General features: G+C 44.5%; 19 protein-coding genes. All 19 read left to right on the top strand.

Annotated features, from left to right (window positions below):
- Positions 1-22: 22 nt before the first annotated feature.
- The 19 genes from ATZ99_RS06630 to ATZ99_RS06540 all read left to right on the top strand — a co-directional run bounded on the left by ATZ99_RS06630 (position 23) and on the right by ATZ99_RS06540 (position 23,202).
- Entirely contained in the window at positions 23-2,551 is a 2,529-nt protein-coding gene (locus ATZ99_RS06630) for an S-layer homology domain-containing protein (RefSeq protein WP_157074727.1), read from the top strand.
- Between the two features lie 17 nt (positions 2,552-2,568).
- Positions 2,569-4,104, top strand: coding sequence for an S-layer homology domain-containing protein (locus tag ATZ99_RS06625; protein ID WP_068748449.1), 1,536 nt, complete (start codon positions 2,569-2,571; stop codon positions 4,102-4,104).
- A gap of 89 nt (positions 4,105-4,193) precedes the next feature.
- Positions 4,194-4,394, top strand: coding sequence for a CLC_0170 family protein (locus ATZ99_RS06620; protein ID WP_187694832.1), 201 nt, complete (start codon positions 4,194-4,196; stop codon positions 4,392-4,394).
- A 28-nt stretch (positions 4,395-4,422) separates the two neighbouring features.
- Positions 4,423-6,033, top strand: coding sequence for a spore germination protein (locus ATZ99_RS06615; protein WP_068748447.1), 1,611 nt, complete (start codon positions 4,423-4,425; stop codon positions 6,031-6,033).
- Positions 6,020-7,111: a GerAB/ArcD/ProY family transporter gene (locus ATZ99_RS06610; protein ID WP_068748446.1), complete on the top strand. Its 1,092-nt coding sequence runs from the start codon at positions 6,020-6,022 to the stop codon at positions 7,109-7,111. Before ATZ99_RS06615 ends, ATZ99_RS06610 begins: the two co-directional genes overlap by 14 nt.
- A complete protein-coding gene (locus tag ATZ99_RS06605) occupies positions 7,108-8,229 on the top strand; it encodes a Ger(x)C family spore germination protein (RefSeq protein WP_068748445.1) in 1,122 nt (373 codons plus the stop codon). The genes ATZ99_RS06610 and ATZ99_RS06605 overlap by 4 nt, the downstream gene beginning before the upstream one ends.
- A 62-nt stretch (positions 8,230-8,291) precedes the next feature.
- The gene (gene spoIIR, locus ATZ99_RS06600; protein ID WP_068748444.1) at positions 8,292-8,921 is read left to right on the top strand and encodes a stage II sporulation protein R; all 630 of its coding nucleotides are present in this window, start codon (positions 8,292-8,294) and stop codon (positions 8,919-8,921) included.
- A gap of 307 nt (positions 8,922-9,228) precedes the next feature.
- Positions 9,229-10,743 (top strand): aminotransferase class I/II-fold pyridoxal phosphate-dependent enzyme, encoded by a 1,515-nt coding sequence (locus tag ATZ99_RS06595; protein ID WP_068748443.1) that lies wholly within the window; start codon positions 9,229-9,231, stop codon positions 10,741-10,743.
- Positions 10,744-10,810: 67 nt separating this feature from the next.
- Positions 10,811-11,011, top strand: a complete 201-nt coding sequence (locus ATZ99_RS06590; RefSeq protein ID WP_068748442.1) for a small, acid-soluble spore protein, alpha/beta type — start codon at positions 10,811-10,813, stop codon at positions 11,009-11,011.
- Between the two features lie 130 nt (positions 11,012-11,141).
- Positions 11,142-12,377: an outer membrane protein assembly factor BamB family protein gene (locus ATZ99_RS06585; protein WP_068748441.1), complete on the top strand. Its 1,236-nt coding sequence runs from the start codon at positions 11,142-11,144 to the stop codon at positions 12,375-12,377.
- 12 nt (positions 12,378-12,389) lie between these two features.
- On the top strand, positions 12,390-13,193 hold the full coding sequence (gene murI / locus ATZ99_RS06580) for a glutamate racemase (protein WP_068748440.1): 804 nt from the start codon (positions 12,390-12,392) through the stop codon (positions 13,191-13,193).
- 135 nt (positions 13,194-13,328) lie between these two features.
- The gene (locus ATZ99_RS06575; RefSeq protein ID WP_245641328.1) at positions 13,329-13,721 is read left to right on the top strand and encodes a hypothetical protein; all 393 of its coding nucleotides are present in this window, start codon (positions 13,329-13,331) and stop codon (positions 13,719-13,721) included.
- 38 nt (positions 13,722-13,759) lie between these two features.
- Positions 13,760-15,511 (top strand): arginine--tRNA ligase, encoded by a 1,752-nt coding sequence (gene argS / locus ATZ99_RS06570; RefSeq protein ID WP_068748493.1) that lies wholly within the window; start codon positions 13,760-13,762, stop codon positions 15,509-15,511.
- Between the two features lie 27 nt (positions 15,512-15,538).
- Entirely contained in the window at positions 15,539-16,981 is a 1,443-nt protein-coding gene (locus ATZ99_RS06565) for a sigma-54 interaction domain-containing protein (protein ID WP_083947392.1), read from the top strand.
- Between the two features lie 134 nt (positions 16,982-17,115).
- On the top strand, positions 17,116-17,757 hold the full coding sequence (locus ATZ99_RS06560; protein WP_068748439.1) for an MBL fold metallo-hydrolase: 642 nt from the start codon (positions 17,116-17,118) through the stop codon (positions 17,755-17,757).
- A 431-nt stretch (positions 17,758-18,188) separates the two neighbouring features.
- On the top strand, positions 18,189-18,425 hold the full coding sequence (locus ATZ99_RS06555) for a hypothetical protein (RefSeq protein ID WP_068748438.1): 237 nt from the start codon (positions 18,189-18,191) through the stop codon (positions 18,423-18,425).
- Positions 18,412-18,783, top strand: a complete 372-nt coding sequence (locus tag ATZ99_RS06550; protein WP_068748437.1) for a type II toxin-antitoxin system VapC family toxin — start codon at positions 18,412-18,414, stop codon at positions 18,781-18,783. Before ATZ99_RS06555 ends, ATZ99_RS06550 begins: the two co-directional genes overlap by 14 nt.
- A 309-nt stretch (positions 18,784-19,092) precedes the next feature.
- Positions 19,093-20,718, top strand: coding sequence for a CTP synthase (locus ATZ99_RS06545; RefSeq protein WP_068748436.1), 1,626 nt, complete (start codon positions 19,093-19,095; stop codon positions 20,716-20,718).
- Positions 20,719-20,826: 108 nt separating this feature from the next.
- Positions 20,827-23,202 (top strand): Lon protease family protein, encoded by a 2,376-nt coding sequence (locus ATZ99_RS06540; protein ID WP_068748435.1) that lies wholly within the window; start codon positions 20,827-20,829, stop codon positions 23,200-23,202.
- Positions 23,203-23,428: the final 226 nt, after the last annotated feature.

The following is a 23,428-nucleotide window of genomic DNA, read 5'->3' as shown; positions in this document are numbered from 1 at the left end:
CAAGAGGGAAGGAGAGGGTAAGATGCATTATTACGAAAATAGTAGGAATAAAAATTGGTGTAATATGCGTTTTTATAAAAAGAAAGTCTTTTTTTCCGGGAGATTAAATAAATGTAACGCTCTTTTGATATTAATTCTGGCTTTAAGCATAATCATCAATCCTCTTCTTCCTTTTCCTGCGGCATCTGCCGGGGAAGGCGACTACAAAGGGGTGCCTTATGCCGGAGTTTTTCAAAAAACTCCCGATTTTCAGGATACAAAAAATCACTGGGCAGAGTCCTCAATAAAAAGAGTTTACTCCCTCTTACTCATGACGGGATATGGGAAAAGGTTTTATCCCGGGAGGAATTTAAAGAGGGAGGAAGCCCTCTCGGTATTGGTAAGGCTTTTTTATGAAAAAGCGAAAAATTATGGGGCAAACAACTTGCCCGGCTCGACAGCTACAGCTCAGGTTAAAGCCTCCGAATGGGCAAAAGAGGATATCATGAAGGCAAAAAATATGGGGATAATTTCCGATGAGGAAATAAATTCAATGGATTTTACCCTGCCCGCTTCCCGGGAAGAGATATTTTATTTTACCGCGAAAGCCCTGAACTTACAGGCAGAGGAAAACTACGGCCTAAACCTTTCGGTATTCCAGGATGCCGGCGAAATAGATTATAAAAAGGCGGGTTATATAGCCTCTCTCTTTGAAAAGGGCTATATTTACGGTTCTGCAGGGAAGCTTTACCCTAAAAAGTCCATTACGAGGGCGGAATTTGCCGCCTTTTTGGACAGGTTTTTGGAAAAAGATTCATCACCTTACACGGTAAAAGAGGGGAAGGTAACGGGCAGGGATTCCGCCTATATACAAATAAGGCTTTATACCGGCGAAAATATAAAAATAGAAAGGGTAAAGGGAAGCCTGGATTTTCCGGTATTAAAAGGGAAAAATCTTTATCTTTCGGATTCCCTTAATGCGGGCGACCAGGTCAAATTGTTTATAAAAAATGATTCCGTTTTACTCGTTCAGGTTCTCGGCAATGGAGAAAAGGCTATTTCCGGAACCATAGAAAAATACGATCAAACAAAAAGGCTGATGGTGTTAAAGACAGAGGACAAAAATATTAAGGATTATTACCTGGTCAGCGGAGCCGAGGTCTACATGGGCCAGGAAAGGGTGAGTGAAAAGGAAATACAATCCGGGGTTGAGGCTACGGTCCGGGTATTTGGGGACAGGGTTTTTGCGGTATACCTGAAAGGTGAAGATTATCGGGCTCCCGGGGAAGTGACCGTAAAAGGGATGGTGCTGACGGCAAGCGCTGAAAAGGATGCCGTAAAGGTCACTCTGGTAAATTTTGACGGAGAGAGCCGGGTTTACGAGGAATTTTACGTATACCCCGATACCGAAGTGCTGAAAGCCGGAAACAAGGTGGATTATGAAAATATAAGCCCGGGGGACGAATTGGAAGCCAGGGTTATTTCTTCAGGGCAGACAAAAAAAGCCCTGCAGGTAAGCCTTCTTCCCGGCGGGAGGGTAAACGCAATTTTAAAAGGCAAAATAGAAAAATCCGATTTTAGCGGGGCCCTTTTGCTTTCCAATGTAAAGGAATTTTTTATGGGGAGGTTCTACGATAAAGGAAGGCTTTTCAAAATAAATATAGATGGGGATACAAAAGCCTACCTTTCCGGAGAGAGAATTCCCGTCAATGATGTTTTAAAACTTCAGGGGAAAGAAGCCTATGTGGCCTGTTCGGGGGAAGAAAAAAACTATAAAGCCCTGAAGGTGATAGTAAAAAACGGAGACGAATATTTAGAAAACGGATTTTTTAAACCCGTATGGTCATTAAACATCATTAACTTTACCGGCTCCCAGGGCACCTTCGATGATTCCACCATTGCATCCTATAACGATACACTAATTTTACCCGAGGTGCTGGAAGAACAAAAAGAAGCTTTTGCTGTGTTTAATAAGGAAGGTAATTCTATAAGAATCCCTATTATTTACCAGCCCGTCTATTATCCTCCGGATATTAGCATTATTAAGGGTAAAATTTATGAAATCCGGGAGGACAGCGTGGGCATAAAATACCAGAGGGAGCTTTACAAAAACGATTGGAACAGCAAGGATTCCGCTATAAATTACCACAACTTAAAGGATTCGCTTTACTTTGTAGACTTTACTTCCTCAAAGGCAAAGGTCCTTACCAGAGAGGATTTTATAAAGGACAGGTTTTACAAAAACTACTATTACAAAGAGGCTTATTTGGTGAAGAAAAGGGACTCGGTCCTGGGAATCGTACTTGTGGATGGTGAAAAGGAAGATATAATAAGCCTTGGCAGGATTTCGTCCATTGCAATGCCACCAGAGGCGGCGACAGTTGAAAGGATGCAGGATTTTAGCCCCTTTAACGGCAAATGGAATTACGATTCCGCATCACTGGATATAAACCTCAGCGGGGCGCTGGTGATAAAAGAAGGAGAAATCCTTGACCCTTACGGGTTGAATGTAAGCGACAGGATATATTTTATAAGGGATAACAACCGGGCTTTAGTAATCTTTAAATTCTAAATATAGAGGGATATACCATGAAAAAATTGCAAAAAATTAAGATGTTTTTGGGTATGAACCTGATATTCGCCCTCGCCTTATACCTATTTCCGGTTCGAGCCTTTGCCCTTCCGGGCTATGAGGGGGGGATAAAAAATGAGGTGGAGTACGTCGAACCCCTGTTTCTGACGGGAGAACCGGTGCTTTTGAAGGGAAAGGTGACAATAACCGAAGGCAGGGTAAAAAACGGCAAAAGGCAGGACAGGATAAGCTACAGCCTTTCCGATGAAGAAAAGACGATTCAGCTTACAAGGAGCCTTACTTTCGACGTGACGGTAAGGGAAATAAAGGAAAAAAGGCAGGTAATAGAAGATGCCATCCTTTCCCGGTTCAGCGAAAACATCACCGTGAAGCGAGGAAAAACGCAGGATAGGTACAGCCTGGTTTCTTATTCCTTTTCCTCCTCTCAGGTTACCGATATTACACCTTCGGTCGATTATACCTCCCTGAATTTCGGCGGAAGGAAGGTATACTCGATAAACCGGGATGAAGGGGAAGTGGTAGTGGAATTTTCTTCAAAAGGGGTTGAATACAACAGCCCTTTCGGCGGCTTAGAGATAAGGAAAAGCACCTATTTGATTACCTGCAGCAGGAAGGAAAACTCAAAACAAAATATTCCCGCCCATTCCTGGGATGCTAAAATAGGTTCGGAAATATACCGGGAAATAACCAGGGATTTATCATATATCAAAAACGATCCAAAGCTCATAAGCTTCGAGGGAGGATTTCTGGAGGAAACCAGAGAGTTTTCGCGGATGAAATACGATTACGACCTCCCCAGGATGAAGGATGGTGTCCCGCTTTCGTCAGGCAGGAATTCGGGGGCAATGGAAAAGACCCTGGAAACGTCGCCGGTCAGCAAACGGATGCAAATCGTGAAGGCGGCAGATTTGAAAAACCACTGGGCAAAAGAAGATGTGGAAAAGCTCCTGTCCCTTGGAATACTAGTACAAACGGGAAACTATTTTTACCCGGAAGGTTATGAAAAAAGGGGCAATTTTGCAAAGGCCTTAGGAAGGCTTATGGATTCCCCTTCAAGGGTTTCTAAGATCCTGGAAGGGAGCGGTGCGGGCCTTTTGAAAAACCCCGGTGCAAATGGGGGAAAATCCCTGTACGATGATGTGAGCGAAAAAGAAGAAGGCTACGAATACATTGAGAGCCTCTACCGGTTTGGGGTTATGGAGGGGACGGCCTACCGGCTCTTTTCCCCCGATAAAACTCTTACCAGGGCGGAAGCGGTAACTTCCCTGGTAAGAGCCCTGGGCCTTATAAATGCGGCGGGAGAATATCCGGGTAGCACTGGGTTTCTCGATGATGACTCCATTCCCTCCTGGGCAAAAAGGGCGGTTTTTGCGGCAAAGGAGCTGGGACTTGTAAAGGGAGACAGGGCGGGCTGCTTCAGACCTTTTGACCCGCTCACTAAGGCGGAATCGGCGGTGCTGCTTTCCAGATTTTTAAGTTATTTAAAGGATGATATTAAAAAGGATTTTATAAAAAGGAGCTTGAGTTTTTAAAGGCTTTTAAAGCCTTTTTTATTTTGCCTGTATAAAAAACCGTGCCGGGCAAAAAACTATAAAAAAACAGGAAGTGAAGGAATATGACATTGAAGGATTTTATTAATTCCTTCAATATAACTCAGGTGATAATTTTTATAGCTTCCGGCCTTTTTCTTCTTCTTGTGGACAGACCATATTTGAAAAAAAAGGGCTATACTCGGGACGAGAAGTTCTGCACCGCTGTAGGGTTTTTCTACATTTTTGGGATTCCCGCCCTTTATCTTCTTATCTCCCTTTTCCTGAAATAACTTTTCCACAATCGAAAGGGTGAGGCCGTTGAAAAAGCTCTTTAAAACCCTTTTTAACACGGAAAAAACGGAAATATACCATAAAAAGGATATTTATCCGGACACTTCGCGAAAGCTGAACAAGGATATAAAGGAAAATTTAAAAATTTTAAGTGAAGAGTATTTTATAGACTGCGATGACGTCATCCTCAGGGAATTCGATGTAATGGACGCATCCGGGAAAAGACACAGGATGGCGGTGGTGTGGATAGACGGCCTTGTGGATAAACAGCTAATTCAGGATCACGTGATAAAAGCCCTTTTAATCTTTGGAAGGGAAATGCCACCTGCCGCCGGGGCGGACCGATTTCTTTTGCTCATCAAGGAGAGCTTTTTAACGGCTGCGGATTTAAAGGAATCGGACAATTTCGGAGAGGCGGTGCTTGCGGTCTTAAGCGGGGATACCCTTTTGCTTTTGGACGGTGTGGGGAAAACCCTGATAATCAGCTCCCGGGGCTGGGAAAAAAGGAGCATTCAGGAACCCTCTACCGAAGCGGTGATCCACGGCCCAAAGGACGGCTTTACCGAGACCTTCAGGATAAATGTGGCCCAGGTGAGAAGAAGGATCAAAGACCCCAATCTGAAGATAAAGACGATACGTTTGGGGAGGCATACCCGCACCGATGTGGCGGTAATGTACATAAAAGGGATTGCAAACCCGAAGGTGGTGGAAGAATTTCTAAAAAGGCTCGACAAAGTGGATGTGGAAAGCATCATGGATGCAGGGTATTTAGAGCAGTACATCGAAGACTCCTGGGCATCGCCCTTTCCCCTTTTTAGAAGGACGGAAAGGCCCGATGTGGTAAGTGCTGCCCTCTTAGAAGGTTGTGTTGCTCTGATATGCGATAATACCCCCTATGCCCTTATAGCCCCCGTTACCTTCTGGAGCCTGTTTCATTCCGCCGAGGACTTTTATGAAAGGTGGCATATTGCAACCCTGGTGAGGTATTTGAGGTTTCTTGCGGTTTTTACCGCCACCTCCGCCCCTGCCCTTTACGTAGCCTTTGTCTCCTTTCATCCGGGGCTTTTGCCCACCGACCTTGCCCTATCCATAGGTGCCAGCCGGGAGGGCGTCCCCTTTTCTTCAACCATTGAAGCCCTTATCATGATGACCGCTCTGGAGCTTTTGAGAGAAGCGGGGGTAAGGCTCCCGGGGCCTATCGGCCAGACCATAGGTATTGTGGGCGGCCTTGTGGTGGGGGAAGCTGCTGTAAGGGCGGGCATCGTAAGCCCCATAATGGTCATAGTGATAGCGGTAAACGCCATATCCTCCTTTGCCATTCCAAGCTACAGCGTGGCCATAGGTTTCAGGCTCCTTACCTTTATATTTTTAGCCCTGTCTTCCTTGGCGGGGCTGTACGGCATAGCAATAGGTTATATCTGGTTTGTTCTTTACCTTTGTACGTTAAAGAGCTTTGGTGCCAATTATTTGGACCCTTTTGTGAATTTGGACCCGGAAAAAATGGAAGATTTGATGGTGAGATACCCCCTTCGCTTTATGTCAAAAAGGCCCGATTTTACCCATCCTCTGGATGAAACCACCATAAACAAGGAACTTTTATCCAAAATTCAAAGCGGTGATGAAGATGCTGATGGATAACGACAAAATTTCCACCAGGCAGGCAATAGTATTTTTAATCAGCATAGCCATAGGAGCGGGGATTTTAAGCCTGCCGCGACAGGTGGACGAAATGGCGGGACAGGACGGCTGGATATCCATAATCCTGGGCGGGATTATTACCCTGATAGGCGGCCTTATTGTCGCAGCCTTAGTTGCAAGGCAAAAAGAGGATGCGGTGAAGATTTCGGAAAAACTTGCGGGAAGGTTTATTACCGGGGTTATCGGTGTATTTTATATTATCTATTTTTTGATGACCTCCGCTGTTGTAAACCAGACCTCGGCGGAGGTAATAAATCAATTTTTGCTGGAACACACACCTAAAGGGTTTACAATTTTCAGCATTCTGCTCCTTGGATTTTACGCCGTGAGGGTGGGCATCGAGCCAACGGTAAGGGCGGTAATGGTACTTTTTCCCATTGCAATGTTTGCCTTTGCTTTAATCGTTTTTACCTGTCTTTCCAGAGCTAAAATAGATGAAATACTGCCCGTAATGACCACCCCTTTTAAAAATATTTTTTCCGCTTCCCTGCAAACCCTTTTTGCTCTGGAGGGGTTTGAGGTGCTATTATTCCTTGCACCCTATTTGAGAAAGCCCGAGAAGGCTAAAATTATAGTTACTCTGTATAGTGCGGTTACCACCCTTTTTTATCTTTTCATAACGGTCGTAACTTTCATGGTCCTGGGCAAAAACGAAACCAAATTCTTTGTATGGCCCGTTTTTATGATGATAAAGGGGATAACCGCACCCGGGGAAGTGTTTGAAAGGCTGGACGCCTTTGCCATAACCATTTGGGTGGTTCAAATATTTACAACTTTAGTAGGATATTATTTCAGCACGGCCATTATCGTAAAATCTCTTTTTAATTTAAAGGAAGAAAGTTACCTGAGCGCAGTATTTTTGCCCCTTTTTTATTTTGCGGCAAACCTGCCCAATAATTTTGCCGAAAACAAAGATTTAGCGGGGTATGTGAATTACCTTATATATCCTGCCGCATTTTTTATTCCCGCTTTTTTGCTTCTCCTTAGCTTTTTAAAAAAGGCGGGTGGCAAATCGTGAAGAGCTTTTTAAAAATTTCTTCCATCCTGTTAATCCTTTTGGTCTTGCTTACCGGGTGCTGGGATATGGTAGACATAGACAGGAGAATTTTCATAGGCAACGTAGGAGTGGATAAAGCCGATGATAAGTACCTTTTTATCTTCACCTACCCCATAGTGAGAAAGCTGGTAGGGGGTGAAGGAGGCGGGGGCGGTGGTGGAGGAGGAAAGAGCATATATACGATAAAAACCGAAGCCCGTTCCTTCACCGAAGCGGTGTCCCTCATAGCCCACCGGACCAGCAGGCGGATATATTTCGACCACAGTAGAAACATCATCATAGGAGAGGATGCGGCAAGGTCCGGATTGAAAGAACTCGTGGAATCCTTTGAAACTAACACCCAAACCAACAGGAGAAGTTTTCTCATTATAGCGAAGGGCAAAGCAGAGGAAATATTGGGACAGGAAAGCGAGCAGGAAATGCTGCTTGCCTATTACATAGAGAGCCTTTTCAAGGATGCCCAGAATAAAGGAGATATAATTATTAAAGACTTTTCCCAGGTTATGGAGCAGATTCACTCTTTAAAGGGGAATGCTTTGATGCCCGCTATTGTGAAAACCGGAAAGGAACTGGATGTAAATGGCGGTGCGGTGATAAAAAATTACAGGCTGGCAGGATTTTTGGACCCGGAGGAGGCAAGGGGCATAAACATCCTGAGGGGAGAAGCCAATCAAACCATTACCGCCTTTGATCTGGGAGATAAGAAAATGGTGGTCTGCGAGATAAACAGAGTCGACTCCAAGCCGGTTCTTGTAAAATCCGGTGAAGCGCCGGTTCTAAGGTACGACATAGAAATAGCCGCTTCGTTAAAGGAAGCTCCCATCATGAAAATAGATTCGAAGGTATTGAAAGAGCTGGAAGAAACCTTTGCCTCAGAGATAAAAAAGCAGGTGGAAAAAGGAATAGAAAAAGTACAGAAAGATTACAGGGTGGATGTCCTGGGCGTGGGAGAGTACCTATATAAATACAAACCCAGAGTCTGGAAAAAATACGAAAAGGACTGGGAGAATATCTTCCCCGATGCAGAAATCATAATAAACCCAAAAGTAAAATTTATAAACCTGGGTCCCGTAATATGATTATCACCGCTATTTTGTGGGAATAATTTTACTAAAGGAAAACCGTAGGGGAGAGGCAAAAAATGAAAAGGGTAAAAAGGGTGCTTTTCTGCCTTGTTGTAATACTAATTGCCGGTTTTTTCGCTGCCGTATTTTCCGGCTATGCGGTAAAAAGCGATGAAAAATACGTGCACGAAGGGGTAATACGCCTTCATGTGGTGGCAAACAGCGATGCAAAGGAGGACCAGGAACTGAAGCTAAGGGTCAGGGATGCGGTGCTGAAAAATCTGATGCCGGTCCTGGAAAAAGTTAATACTCATGAAGAAGGCAAAGATTATATAATTTCCCACCTCAAAGAAATCGAAGAGGTGGCGCAAAAAGAGGTTCAAAAATACAACAAAGAATACCGGGTAAAGGCCTATTACGGGGTCTTCCCCTTCCCGCCCAAAAAATACGGGCTTTTGTACATGCCGGCGGGAAACTACGAAGCCTTGAGGATAGTCCTGGGAAGGGGCGAAGGGCAAAACTGGTGGTGCGTGCTCTTCCCTCCCCTGTGCTTTGTGGATATAGCAAAAAAAGACCTTACAAAAGAGGAAGAAATTTTGTTAAACGGTGAAAAAATAAAGATTACCTTCAGATTAAAATCCGAAGAGATGCTAAAAATGGCCCTGAACCGCCTGAGAGAAGGTGCCAGGATCGCCTTTAAAAGATAGAAATTTCATGTAAGATTTTACACATATATACAAAGATGAACATAAAATATAAGGCAAATAAATATTTTGCATATCAAAAAATCCCGTTATTTATTGTTATTGGCTTTTAACCATCCCTATAAAGGATTAAAGGGGAATGCGCTTTATTTTCTTTAAAATTAAAGCGTTTTTTTCTTTTTTGCTCCCATATTTCACAAAAAATTAACATTGTGTTCGGAATTTGTTTATTGAAATTTTAGAGAATATGTGCTTTAATATGTTTGTTTATTTATTAGTTTAAAAAATCAGAGGGAGTGTGAAGCATGAGATGAATATTGAAAGACAGCAGGAGACCCCTCTGTTTTCTGCCCTGAAGAAGTACGTGGAGGACAGGACCATATCCTTTCACGTGCCGGGGCATAAGGGCGGCAGGGGAATACCGGAGTTTAGAAGTTTTGTAGGGGATAACATCCTGGCCATTGATGTGACCGCGGGTCTTCTGGACCTGGACAACATCTGCAACCCCCGGGGAGTTATAAAGGAAGCGGAAGAGCTTGCAGCCGACGCCTTTGGAGCCGATTACGCTCATTTTCTGGTAAACGGCACCACATCCGGTATACAGGCAATGATACTTTCGGTAGCCGATCCGGGAGATGAAATAATCATACCGAGAAATGCCCACAGGTCGGTAGCCGGGGGACTTATTTTAAGCGGTGCAAGGCCGGTTTATATACAGCCAGTTATAGATGAGTACATGGGCATAGCCATGGGAATAACGCCGGAAAGCGTGCGAAAAGCTCTGGTGGAGCATCCCAACGCCAAAGCGGTTTTTGTAATCAACCCCACCTATTACGGGGTGGCTTCCAATTTGAAAGAAATCGTGGAAATCGCCCATTCTTTCGGGAAGCCCGTCATAGTTGATGAAGCCCACGGGGCACATTTCGGTTTTCACCCCGAGCTTCCCCTTTCGGCGATGGAAGCCGGGGCGGACATGAGTGCGGCCAGCGTTCACAAATTGGCGGGTTCCATGACCCAGAGCTCGATACTCCTCGTGAAAAGCAAATTTATAGACGACAGGCGGGTAAAGGCTGCCATGAACCTTACCCAGACCACCAGCCCTTCCTATCCGCTGATGGCATCGCTGGATGTGGCGAGAAAGCAGATAGCCCTGCACGGAAGGGAAATGCTTTCAAAAGTTATAAAGCTTTCGGAGGATGCAAGAAACAGGCTAAATAAGATGGAAGGCCTTTACGTAATGGGCAGGGACAGGGAAGGCACCGAAGGGTGCTTCAGGTACGACCCGACCAAGCTTGCGGTGAATGTAAGGGAGCTCGGGCTTTCGGGATTCGAAGTGGAGAAGATATTAAAATACCAGTACCACATACAGGTGGAGCTGTCCGACCTTTACAACGTGCTTGCGGTGAGTGCCATCGGCGATTCCGAGGAGAGCATGGAGGCCTTTGTAAGCGCGATGAAGGAAATAGCCGAAAAATACGCAAGAAAAAACGTAATAAAGATTACAGCATCGTTGCCCGAAAGCGGCGAACAGGTGGTTTCTCCCCGTTTTGCCTTCTACGCCCGGAAAAAGGCCGTAAGGCTGGAGGAAGCGGAAGGTGAAGTTTCAACGGAAATGCTCATGGCATACCCGCCGGGGATTCCGATAATCTGCCCGGGGGAAAGGATAACGAAGGAAATCATAGATTACGCCAAGGCCCTTCAGGCGGAGGGCTGTCACCTGCAGGGCACCGAAGACCCGGAAGGCCTCGAAATAAAGGTAATTGCCGACAAAGAGGCGCTGGAAATGCAGTATTTCCGCTTTCAGCAGGCGGAAAGGGTAGGATGATAATAATATTAAATAAAATGAGGGATAATATAAACGTGCGCGAAAAATTTAAAAAGGAGGGGGCTTTATGTCCCGAAGAAGGCGCGGCGTCATGTCCGAAGCCCTCAAGTACGAACTGGCAAAGGAGCTTGGGGTATACGACATAGTCGCGAAAGAGGGTTGGGGTTCCGTTCCTTCCAGGGACTGCGGCAATCTCGTAAGGCTTGCTATTGAAAAAGCGGAACGCGCAATGCTTGAAGACTATAGAAAGCTCCACCCCGAGGGCTAAAGCTTCCTTGAGCGCACAAAACCAGGGTATCACACCCTGGTTTTTATTTTTTCCTTTTCAGGCTTTAACCTTTTTAAAGGAAAATGAATAATATAAATGTACTCAAAAATTCTATACAGGGGGAAGGCTTATGAAGCTTCCCGCGTTTGCCTTTGGGGAAAGGCCTTTAAAAATCACGAAGCCGTATCTTGCGGGCACCGACGTAAGGCACCTTCAGCAGGCGCTGAAGGAATTGGGGTTTTACGATGAAAGTGTGGACGGAATTTACGGTAAAATTACCGATAAAGCCTTTAAAAGGTTTAAAAAATACCTGGGGGAAGAAAGGGACGAAAGGGCACTGGAAATCCTGAAAATTTATCGGGATTACGGCATAGGAAGCTGGAAAACCTCTCGGGGGGATTTTTCCAATGCCGGGCATATCCCCTTTATCATTCCCGATAAATTGAACTCACTTTTTTACAAAAATTTAAAAGACGTAAAAGCAATCACCGCATATAAAAATCGTATATTCGTAACTTGTGAAAATATTCTTATTTGTGTAGATGCTAAAGACGGCAGGGTTTTGTGGTATAATAACGAAATAAATCCCCGGTACCCGGTAACCGCCACTTCCGACTGTCTTATTGTTCCCGAGGAGGGAATAACCTTAATTGACCCTTTCAGGGGGAAAGTGTTAGAAAAAATCAAGCTCGAACATCCGGTTTGCGGCAGCCCCGTATATTATAAAGGAAAAATCATTTTCGCCGATGAAAAGGGGAAAATTTCCGCTGTTATCCCGAAAAGGGGCACTGTCTGGGAATTTAATCCGGGAGGAATTTTTACCACACCGCCTGTTTATTACGATGATAATCTATTTTTTGCCTCTTATGACAGGAATGTATATTGCCTTGACATGACGGGCGGGGTTTTGTGGGAGACCAAAATTTCCGACTATATCAATGAACCTTTATTTTTACAGGAGACCCACCTCTTTGCCCTGGGAGATGGAAGATTATTTGCTTTTGACAGGTTTTCGGGCGAAACTTTGTGGCTTAAAGCGCTGCCCGAAAAGGATATTTCCTCTTACTGCCTTGCCGGGGGCAAGGTGTATATATTAAGTAAAAAGGGGAATCTTTACATAATAAATACGATGGATGGGGATTTTTCCGGGGTAGCGGCTTTGCCGATGGAACCTGCGGGCTTACTTTTTGGAAATGAGGAAAAACTTTTAATAGGAAGTAAGGGCGGGCTTTTTGTATATAAAATATCGGAGAACGGGGTAACCTTAAAAGAAAAATATCTGGAAGGCCATGAAATTAGGGCCGTAGCCTTTACGGGCAGGTGCCTTTTCGTGGCAACAAAAGAAGGACTATTTGTTTTAAGTTGAGGAGGGGTATTTTTGAGCGGCAAACCCATCGGAGTATTTGATTCCGGGATAGGCGGCCTTACGGTGGCAAAAGAGATAATGGAACTTCTCCCCGGGGAATCAATAGTGTATCTCGGGGATACAGCCCGGGTGCCTTACGGGTCTAAATCCCCGGAAACCATTACCCGCTATGCCTTTGAAGGGCTGAATTTTCTATTATCAAAAGATGTGAAGCTGGTGGTGATTGCCTGCAATACGGTAAGCGCCACATGCCTTAAAGAGCTGCAGGAAAATTCAAATGTGCCGGTAATAGGAGTGATTGACCCGGGAGCAAAAGCGGCGGTGAGGGCGACCAGAGAAAAAAAGGTGGGGGTCATAGGCACGGAAAGGACGGTAAAGAGCGGTGCCTACGAAAGTGCCATAAAAAATATGGACGGAAATATTAAAATACTTTCAAAGGCCTGCCCTCTTTTTGTGCCTCTGGTAGAAGAAGGATGGCTGGACAGGGAGGCTACCTATCTTACCATCGCCGAATACCTGATGCCCTTAAAAAGGGAGGGCATAGATACCTTGGTGCTGGGATGCACCCATTATCCCCTTTTAAAACCCGCCATTTCCCGGGTGCTGGGAGAAGGTATAAAATTGGTAGACTGCGCCAAGGAAACGGCGGTGGTGGTGAAAAACACCCTGGAAGATTCCGGTCTTATTAGCCGGAGGATTCCGGCAGAGGGAATTATTCATAAATATTACGTCACCGACAACACGGAAAAGTTCAGGGAAATCGGGGAGATGTTTTTAAAAAGGAAAATCGAGCATATAGAAAAGGTGAGGTTGTAAACGTGCCGGCGTGAGTCTTTGGGCTTTGATTTCAAAGCCTTTTTTTTAACCAAAATACCGGTGAAAACATAGTATATAAATATGAAAGGTAAAAAGGGGAGAGCAGCGGGAAAATTTTTGCGAGGAGGGTTAGGCGTGAACACCTCTTGGCTAAAGGTAATAGGTGAGGTGCTTACCAGCGAAGCCGTAATGGAACCGATAATTGCAGCTTTACTGGGGTACGGCATTAACGTCTACAACAAAAATAGAAGGTTCAGGATGATAATGGAAATAACCGCCGATGTGGTGGATTATATAGAGGAGCACTACAAGGAATGGGGGATAAAGGGAAATCAAAAGATGGAAAAATTCCTGGAAATCTTTGCGAAAGAGTTCAAAAAGCATTTCGGGAGAAAGCCCACCCGGGAAGAACTGGAAACTGCAAAAATTCGGGCAGAAGCTCTTGTTTTCCGGGCAAGACTTGCTTCCATGAATTATTACAATTACGATAATTACAATATAATTAAAAAAAGTGTGATAAAAAAATAGTTTTGTTGCATAAAATTGGGCAAAAATATATAATATTAATGTATTTTAGGTTTTTTGAATGGAGGAAAATAAGGGTGGACATCAAGCAGAAAATAAGGGAGGATATAAAAAACCTTATAATTTCGGCTCTGAAAGAGGCAAAAAAAGAAAAGGCCTTAGACTTTGATGAAATTGCTCCCTTTGCGGTGGAGGTTCCCCGGGAAAAGGCTCACGGGGATTTTGCCGCCAATGCGGCTATGGTGATGGCAAAAAAAGCCAAGCAAAACCCCGTGAAACTGGCAGGGATCATCAAGGAATATGCGGAAAAGCACCTGTCCATTTTTAAAAGCATCCCCGTGGAAAGGATAGAAGTGGCGGGGCCGGGTTTTTTGAATTTTTATTTAAAAAGGGACTGGGCTCATGAAGCCCTTTGCTACATATTAAAAGAAGGAGAAAACTACGGCAGGCAAAATATAGGGAACGGGAAAAAGGTTCAGGTGGAATTTGTAAGCGCGAATCCCACAGGCCCGATGCATATGGGCAATGCCAGGGGTGCCGCCCTGGGCGATGCTTTAGCGGAGCTTTTGAAAACCGCCGGATACGATGTGACAAGGGAGTTTTACATAAATGATGCGGGGAATCAAATTGAAAACTTTGCTTTATCCCTTGAGGCCAGGTATTTACAGCTTTATGGCATACCGGCCGAAATCCCCGAGGGAGGCTACCACGGTGAGGACGTAATTGAACATATGAAGGAGTTTGCACAAATAGAAGGCGATAAATACCTGCACGTAGACCCCGAGGAGAGGAGAAAGGTTTTTGTCGAATACGCTCTGGAAAAAAATATCCGCCGCATGAGGCAGGACTTAGAAAATTTCGGTGTACACTTCGACATCTGGTTTTCCGAGAGGTCCCTGCACGACAGCAAAAAGGTAATAAAGACAATAGAAAAGCTTCGGGAACGGGGGTATACCTACGAGAAGGACGGGGCGCTGTGGTTTGCCGCCACCAAATTCGGCGTGCCCAAGGACGAGGTGCTGATACGCCAGAACGGCATTCCCACTTACTTTGCCGCCGATATCGCCTATCATAAGGACAAGTTTGACAGGGGATTTGAGTGGGTGATCGATATCTGGGGAGCGGATCACCACGGCCACGTGCACAGGGTAAAGGCGGGGCTTGCGGCTCTCGGCTATGACCCGGAAAGGCTGACCATTATAATAATGCAGCTTGTAAGGCTTTTCAGGAACGGCGAGATAGCCCGCATGTCCAAGAGGACGGGTAAAGCTGTTACCCTTTCGGACCTCATAGAAGAGGTAGGGAAGGATGCGGCCAGATTTTTCTTTAATTTGAGGAGTGCGGACACCCATCTGGACTTTGACCTGGACTTGGCCGTAAAGCAATCGGAAGAAAACCCCGTTTTTTACGTGCAGTACGCTCATGCGAGGATTTCAAGCATACTGAGGGTTGCCAAAGAACAGGGTGCGGATATTGAATTTGAAAACCTCTCCGTTGAAGAGATAAGGAAGCTGGCGGGACTTTTAAAGGAAGACGCGGAAGTGGAGCTTGTCAAAAAACTTGCGGAATTCCCGGAAGAAATACGAATTGCAGCGGAAAACCTTTCTCCCTATCGAATAGCCAATTACGCTATGGACTTGGCGTCGCTTTTTCACTCCTTCTACAACAGCTGCCGGGTGCTTACTGAAAATGAGGATTTGACCCGGGCCAGGTTAATTCTAATTTTCGCAACCAGGAGGGTTTTGAAAAACGCCTTCAGGATACTGGGCATATCGGCACCCGAGCGCATGTAAAATACCCTGAGCTAAGGGGTTGGTAAATTGAAAGAAATCGAAATTATAAAGGCTCAGTTGGAGCTCCTGCTCTCCCATATCGAAGAGGGAATACATATTGTGGACGATTCGGGAGTAACGGTTTACTACAACGATGCGGTGGCAAAAATAGAAGGGCTTACTAAGGAAGAGGTTGTCGGCAGGCATATTTTAGAAATATTTCCATCTCTGGATGAAGAGCAAAGCACCCTCTTAAAGGTTTTGAAAACCGGCGAACCCATTTACGAAAAGGAGCAGACCTTTACCAACTACAAGGGGAAGAGGATAACGAGCATAAATACCACCCTGCCTATTAAGGTGGGCGGTAAAATAATCGGTGCGATGGAAATTTCCAGGGATATCACCTCGGTAAAGGACCTTTCCGAGAGGATAAGCGATCTGCAGGCAATAATCTACGGCAAGAAAAGGCCCGAGGAAAAAAAGACGGGTGCGGTTTTCACCTTTGACGATATTATCGGAGAAAGCAGGGGGATAAAAGAGCTAAAAGCCCTGGCAAAGAGAGCCGCCAAAAGCTTTATTCCCGTCCTCGTATGGGGAGAAACGGGAACGGGCAAGGAGCTCTTCGTTCAGGCCATCCACAATGAAAGCCCGAGGAAGAATAAGCCTTTTATTCCCCAAAACTGTGCCGCTCTTCCGGCCACCCTCCTGGAAGGGATACTTTTCGGCACCATAAAGGGAGGTTTCACGGGGGCGGAAGACAGGCCCGGGCTTTTTGAGCTTGCCGACGGCGGGACGCTGTTTCTCGATGAGATAAACTCCATGCCTTTGGAGCTTCAGGCAAAGCTTTTGAGGGTTCTTCAGGAGGGCACCGTCAGGAGAATAGGGGATACAAGGGTGAGACTCGTTGACACCCGGGTAATTACCGCCTGCAGTGAGGATCCCGTAGAAGCGGTGAGAAAAAAGAGGCTAAGGGAAGACCTGTTTTACCGGATAAACGTGGTTTCACTTAGGATTCCTCCTTTGAGGGAAAGAAAGGAAGACATCCCGATCCTGGTGGATTATTTTATAAAAAAATACGGTCCCGAGAGCGAAGGTTCGATAAAGGTATCCCAGGCGGTTATGGACATTTTTTATGAATACCCGTGGCCCGGCAACGTGAGAGAGCTCGAGCACGCCATCGAAGGTGCCCTGGTAATCATGGAAGGAGACACGATACTTCCGGTCCATCTTCCCCTGCAAATAAAAAGTTATTTTTCACCCGTCAAGGGGAATATAATATATCAGGAGACTATGAACCTGCAGGAAACCCTGGAGAAGGTAGAAAGGGATTTAATAAAAAAGGCTATTGAAAACACGAGGGGTAACATTTCCAGGGCAGCAAGGCTCCTGGGGATTCCCCGGCAGACCCTTCAGTATAAACTCAGGAAAATAAGTGAAATTAAAGGCGAAAATTACCGGAAGGAAGAAAAGGAAATAGAAAACTCCAGCTAAAATGATAAAATCAAGGAGGAATTTTAATTTTTACCAAGAATATATTAAAATATATTATTTTTGAAAATTATTTTTGTGAAAATTCCCCTGTGCGGTTTAACCGGTAAAGAGGAAAGAAAGGGAGGTTTTTAACTGTGAAAATAAGATGGTTCGGTCATGCGTGCTTTATGCTGGAGTCCGTGGCGGGCACCAAGATTGTCACCGACCCATTTGATGGAAGCGTGGGATATAAAGTACCCAAGGTTGAAGCCGATGTGGTCACCGTAAGCCATGACCACTACGACCACAACTATGTGGAAGCGGTTCACGGAGACCCCACGATTATAAAAGCTCCGGGAGAGTACATCACCTGCGGCGTCAGCATTAAAGGGATTTCCGCCTTTCACGACGAAGCAAAGGGTGCAAAAAGAGGTCAGAACATAATCTTCGTATATGAAATAGACGGTGTAAGGATATGCCATGTGGGAGACTTGGGGCACCTTCTTTCAAAGACCCAGGTTGAGGAAATAGGAAGGGTGGATGTGCTTTTAATCCCGGTGGGTGGAACCTTTACCTTGGATGCGGAAGGGGCTATTGCGGTTAAAGAACAGCTTTCCCCGAAAATTACCGTGCCCATGCATTTTAAAACTCCGGCGGTAAGCATGCCCATTGACCCCGTAGACAAATTCCTGGATAAGGTGGGAGGAGGAGAATTTTTGGATTCCAACACCCTGGAGGTCACGGCGGACGACCTCAAGGGCGATGTAAATCGCGTGGTGGTTTTAAAATACGAGTAAAAAGCAGCAAATGTGCTGCTTTTTTTGTTATTAAATTTAATAAACTTCCCTTGAAACTGATGTAAAGCATACTTCAATCCCTGTTATACCCAGGGATTTTTTTATGACATATGCTCCAAAACATATGATTTAAATAAGTGCATACCTGTTCGGGCATAAAATTAAAAAACGATAATAAAAATTTTACTGAGCAAAATAGAAGTTTTTCCAAAAATTAATTATAATAACATTAAAGAATTTCATATATTCGATTTTTTCACGGATGAGGATATTTTAAAATTCATGATTAAATGCAATATAAAGTAAAAATTTAAAATTCTATTACGAAAGAAATCTTAAAACTTATTATCCCAATAAATATATATTAGGAAATGCTTGGTGATGAATTAGAATAACTAAGAAATATAAATTAGTGAAAAAGGAGTGAGAAAATGAATTTTATAAAGACTGTTATAAATAGCAATAAACTTTCAGGGATTATTGATATCCCGAATGAGCTGAAAAACAAGGTTGTGGAAGTAATTATTTTGCCGTTGGCCGATGCACCGGAAAATAAAAATATAAGAAAATTGAAGGGCGCTTTAAAAAAATATAAAAATCCGGAATTGATAAATTTAGAAAAAGAAGCGTGGCAAAAGGCGGTGGAAGAAAAACATGAACATAGTTGATGCTAATATAATCTTAAGATATTTGTTAGAAGATATTCCGGAGCTTGCTGAAAAAGCTGCCGAAATTTTGGAAAATAATGAAATATTTATCCCAAACGAAGTATTTGCGGAGGTAGTATATGTTCTGGAAAAAGTATATAAAATTAATAGGAAAGAAATAAAAAATATCTTGTGCGAGTTTTTAAGTTATAAACAAATAGAAGTGATTGATAAAGAATTATTAATGGAGGCTTTTAAAATATATTATGAAGTTAAAATAGATTTTATAGATGCAATATTGTATTCTTACAAGAAATGTAAAAACTATAATGTTCTTACATTTGATCGTAAATTAATGAAAATCATACAAAAATTATAGCTAAAAATAACCTCTTTATACATTCCGTTATTTTTGTAGATAAACTAACGCACATATACGAAGAAGAATATAAGAACATAAAGAAAATACCTATAAATGACCCTACGTCTTATTTGGATGCGGGAATTAAGGAGCGAAACTTAATAATGCGGCAAAAAGGTTTAAGATTATCTTCCAGAACAAAATAAAATACAGTAAAGGAAAGAGTATAGATAAAAACCGATAATTATTGACAACCCCCTTTTTATTTTTCTAAAATAGAGTGTATGGATTTTTTTATGTACGGAAAACTTTCAAGGGGGACTTATCATGCACACCAAGTTTATTTTCATAACCGGAGGAGTTGTCTCTTCGCTCGGAAAAGGCATCACCGCAGCTTCGCTGGGCAGGCTTTTGAAGGCAAGGGGACTTAATGTTTTCATGCAAAAATTCGACCCGTATATAAACGTTGACCCGGGGACCATGAGCCCCTACCAGCACGGAGAAGTTTTCGTCACCGAGGACGGCGCGGAGACGGATTTGGACCTCGGGCATTACGAAAGATTCATCGACGTCAACCTTACGCGGGACAGCAACGTAACCACGGGGCAGATTTACTGGTCGGTTCTCATGAAGGAAAGAAGAGGGGATTACCTCGGGGGCACGGTTCAGGTTATCCCCCATATTACTAACGAGATAAAGGAAAGGATTTTAAGGATAGCGCGGACGGAAAAACCCGACGTGGTGATTACCGAGATAGGTGGAACGGTAGGCGACATTGAGAGCCTCCCCTTTCTGGAGGCCATAAGGCAGCTTCGGGCCGATATAGGAAGGGATAACGTCCTTTATATCCACGTCACATTGGTGCCCTACCTTTCCAAAGCAGGAGAATTAAAGACAAAGCCCACCCAGCACAGCGTAAAGGAACTCCGGAGCATAGGCATACAGCCCGATATAATAGTCTGCAGGGCTGAAAAACCCCTTTCCGAGGAGCTTAAAGAAAAAATCGCCCTTTTTTGCAGCGTGGAGCCGGAAGCGGTCATACAAAATTACGATGCCGAAACCATCTACGAAGTCCCGCTCATACTTCAAAAGGAAGGCCTCGACGAGGTGGTGGCAAGAAAGCTCGGATTTGACGGCATGAAAGCGGACCTTTCCGAGTGGGAAGAAATAGTGAACAAAATAAAAAATCCGAAAAACAGGGTAAACATAGCCCTTGTGGGGAAATACGTGGAGCTTCACGATGCGTATCTCAGCATAGTTGAGGCATTAAACCACGGAGGGATTGCCAACGACGCCCGGGTATTTATAAAATGGGTGCATTCGGAAGACTTAGAGGAAGAAAATATAGACCTGAAGGAAGTTTTTGATGGCATAAACGGCATCCTCATCCCCGGAGGATTCGGCGACAGGGGCATCGAAGGCAAAATAAAGGCAATTCAATACGCCAGGGAAAACAAAATACCCCTTTTTGGGATATGCCTCGGGATGCAGTGTTCGGTGATAGAGTTTGCAAGAAACGTCTGCGGGCTCAAGAATGCCCACAGCACCGAATTTTTCCCGAACACTCCCCATCCCGTTATAGACCTTATGCCCGAGCAGAGGGGCATAGAGAAAAAGGGCGGCACCATGCGCCTCGGGCACTACCCCTGCGTGGTAAAAGAGGGCACGAAAACCTTTGAGGCTTATAAAGAAGGAAGGATAGAGGAACGCCACAGGCATCGCTACGAATTCAACAACGACTACAAGGAAATCCTGGAAAAGAACGGACTTGTCATCTCGGGCATTTCCCCCGACGGAAGGCTCGTGGAGATAATCGAACTGAAGGACCATCCGTGGTTTATAGGGACCCAGTTTCACCCCGAATTCAAATCGAGGCCGGAGAGGCCCCATCCCCTTTTCAGGGAATTTGTAAAAGCCTCCCTCGAATACAGGAAAAAGCTGATTGAAGCATAAAACCGGAGTCAAGACTCCGGTTTTTTTGCGCCTTTTTCCTCAAACGTCTTGCTTAGCAAGGGGGGTTATAATAGAATAGAAATAAATTACAAAATATGGGGGGGTTTTATGCTGAAAAAACTTACCATAAAAGAGCTCTGCGATACCTGCGACCCGTCCCTTTTTGAATTTGAAACCACCGGAGAACTGGAGCCCATATCGGATATAATAGGCCAGCAAAGGGCCGTAAGGGCGATGGAATTCGGCCTTAAAATAGAAAAAAAGGGCTACAACATCTTCGTAAGCGGCCCCACGGGTACGGGCAAGACCACCTATGCGAGGATTGCCGTTTCAAAGGCTGCAAAGGAAAAAAGCGTCCCCGACGACATAATTTACGTATACAACTTTTCAAAGCCCGAAAAGCCTATTGCCCTATTTCTAAGAGCCGGCATGGGCTATGAATTCACTAAGGACATGGAAAAACTGGTAAACGAGGTCAAAAGGGAGATAAACAGGGCCTTTGATGATGATTCCTTTGAAGTGCAGAAGCAGGAAGTGATAGATAAATACCAGAAAAAGTCTGCGGAAGTTTTTGAAAAGCTCGAAGAACAGGCAAAAGCCGAAGGGTTTATAATTCAGAGGAGCCCGCAGGGCTTCATCACCGTGCCTTTAAAAGAAGGAAAGCCCATGAGCCAGGAAGAATTCGATGCCCTTTCCGATGAAGAAAGAAAGGCCTTAGAGGAAAAAGGAAGGAGCCTTCAGCCAAAAATAGATGAAGCCCTCCGTAGGGTGAGGCTGGTGGACAGGGAGGCAAGGGAGGAATTATTAAAACTTGAAAGAAAAACCGCACTTTCTGCCGTAAATCCTTTATTTGAAGAGATTACCGCCAAGTACGCCGAATTCCCGAGCGTAGTAAACTACTTAAAAGAAGTTAAGGACGACATGATAAAAAATTTAAGCGCTTTAAGGCAGTCTTCCCGGGAAAAAGGAGAGGAAGGCATCGACTTTTCTGCAATTTTATCCCAGGGTGCGCAAAGAGAGGACTTTTTTATAAGATACAAAGTGAACCTCTTTGTGGACAACAAAAGCACCGAAGGCGCGCCGGTGATAATAGAGACCAACCCCACCTACTACAACCTTTTTGGGAAAATCGAGGGCAAAGCCTCCTTCGGCACCGTTGTGACCGACTTTACTATGATAAAAAGCGGGGCAATTCACCGGGCAAGAGGAGGATACCTGATCCTCCAGGCGGAAGACCTTTTTAAAGACCCCTTTGCCTGGGACACCTTAAAGAGGACGTTAAAAAACGGTGAAGCCCGTATAGAAAACATAGGGGAGCAGTACAGGGTAATACCCACCGTTACCCTTAAACCCCAGCCCATACCCGTTGACGTAAAGGTGGTACTGATAGGTTCGCCCCTTTACTATTATCTTTTAAACGAATACGACGAGGACTTCAAAAAGCTTTTCAAAATCCGCGTGGACTTCGACGTGGAGATGGAAAAAACAAAAGAAAACCTGAAAAACTACGCCGCTTTCGTATGCCACATCTGTAAAAACGACGGTCTTTTACACTTTGACAAAGAAGCCGTGGCAAAGGTCATAGACTACAGCTCAAGGCTTGCGGAAGACAGGACAAAGCTTTCCACCAGGTTTAACGACATAGTAGAGCTTTTATACGAAGCCAGCGCATGGGCCAAGATACAGGGAGACGAAGTGGTAAAAAAACACCATGTACAAAAAGCCATTGAAGAAAAAGCCTACCGCTCCAACCGGGTGGAAGAAAAACTCTTAAAAATGATAGAAAAAGGGGAAATTATTGTCGAAACGGCGGGGAAAAAGGTGGGTCAGGTAAACGGGCTTTCTGTGCTGGACGTGGGCGACTACACCTTCGGCCAGCCTTCAAGGATAACCGCAACGGCTTACCTCGGCGATGCAGGTGTTGTAAACATAGAAAGGGAAGTAAAGCTTTCGGGCAAGATCCACGAAAAAGCGGTGCTGATACTTTCCGGTTACCTGGGAGAAAAATATGCAAAAGACATACCCCTTGCCCTATCCGCCAGCATAACCTTCGAGCAAAACTACGGCGGCGTGGAAGGTGACAGCGCCACCTGTGCGGAACTTTTGGCCCTTTTGTCCAGCATTTCCGGAATACCCGTAAGGCAGGACATAGCGGTGACCGGCTCTTTGGACCAGCACGGGAATGTCCAGCCCGTGGGCGGGGTAACCCACAAAATAGAAGGTTTTTACCACACCTGCAAGATTAAAGGCCTTACGGGCACTCAGGGGGTAATCCTTCCTTCCAAAAACACCGATAACCTCATGTTGAAAGATGAAGTTTTAGGTGCGGTAAAGGAAGGCAAATTCCACATCTACAGCGCCGACACCATAGATGATGTCATAGAAATAATGACGGAGATGAAAGCCGAAGAATTTCATCAAAAAGTGAAGGAATCCCTAAAATCCCTTGCCGAAAGGGCAAAGGAGTTTTTAGACGGCGAATAAAAAATTTATATCCAGCGGAAGGAATTTCCTATAAAATGAAGAATATAATTTATACCGATAATTATCAAATGAATTTTTCAGCATTGTTACACTATGTTACATTTCGTTTACAGATGGGCATATATTATTGACGCAAAATAAACCCCAATGCTATAATACCAGTAGAAGTTAAGCTTAGGAAAATATATAATCTTCTCAATCCTTTGAGAGGGGGGATAAGTAAGAA

The organism is Thermovenabulum gondwanense (assembly GCF_001601575.1).
GTDB lineage: Bacteria > Bacillota > Thermosediminibacteria > Thermosediminibacterales > Thermosediminibacteraceae > Thermovenabulum > Thermovenabulum gondwanense.
The sequence above is the reverse complement of the archived record's forward strand: the minus strand, read 5'-3'. Positions and strand labels throughout refer to the sequence as shown.

Excerpts from the sequence above, each read along its gene's own strand:
- spoIIR (WP_068748444.1), top strand. The coding sequence starts at position 8,292 with ATGAAAAGGGTAAAAAGGGTGCTTTTCTGCCTTGTTGTAATACTAATT.
- ATZ99_RS06630 (WP_157074727.1), top strand. The coding sequence starts at position 23 with ATGCATTATTACGAAAATAGTAGGAATAAAAATTGGTGTAATATGCGT.
- ATZ99_RS06610 (WP_068748446.1), top strand. The coding sequence starts at position 6,020 with ATGCTGATGGATAACGACAAAATTTCCACCAGGCAGGCAATAGTATTT.
- ATZ99_RS06625 (WP_068748449.1), top strand. The coding sequence starts at position 2,569 with ATGAAAAAATTGCAAAAAATTAAGATGTTTTTGGGTATGAACCTGATA.
- ATZ99_RS06540 (WP_068748435.1), top strand. The coding sequence starts at position 20,827 with ATGCTGAAAAAACTTACCATAAAAGAGCTCTGCGATACCTGCGACCCG.
- ATZ99_RS06545 (WP_068748436.1), top strand. The coding sequence starts at position 19,093 with ATGCACACCAAGTTTATTTTCATAACCGGAGGAGTTGTCTCTTCGCTC.
- ATZ99_RS06585 (WP_068748441.1), top strand. The coding sequence starts at position 11,142 with ATGAAGCTTCCCGCGTTTGCCTTTGGGGAAAGGCCTTTAAAAATCACG.
- argS (WP_068748493.1), top strand. The coding sequence starts at position 13,760 with ATGTATTTTAGGTTTTTTGAATGGAGGAAAATAAGGGTGGACATCAAG.
- ATZ99_RS06595 (WP_068748443.1), top strand. The coding sequence starts at position 9,229 with ATGAATATTGAAAGACAGCAGGAGACCCCTCTGTTTTCTGCCCTGAAG.
- ATZ99_RS06590 (WP_068748442.1), top strand. The coding sequence starts at position 10,811 with ATGTCCCGAAGAAGGCGCGGCGTCATGTCCGAAGCCCTCAAGTACGAA.
- ATZ99_RS06550 (WP_068748437.1), top strand. The coding sequence starts at position 18,412 with ATGAACATAGTTGATGCTAATATAATCTTAAGATATTTGTTAGAAGAT.
- ATZ99_RS06555 (WP_068748438.1), top strand. The coding sequence starts at position 18,189 with ATGAATTTTATAAAGACTGTTATAAATAGCAATAAACTTTCAGGGATT.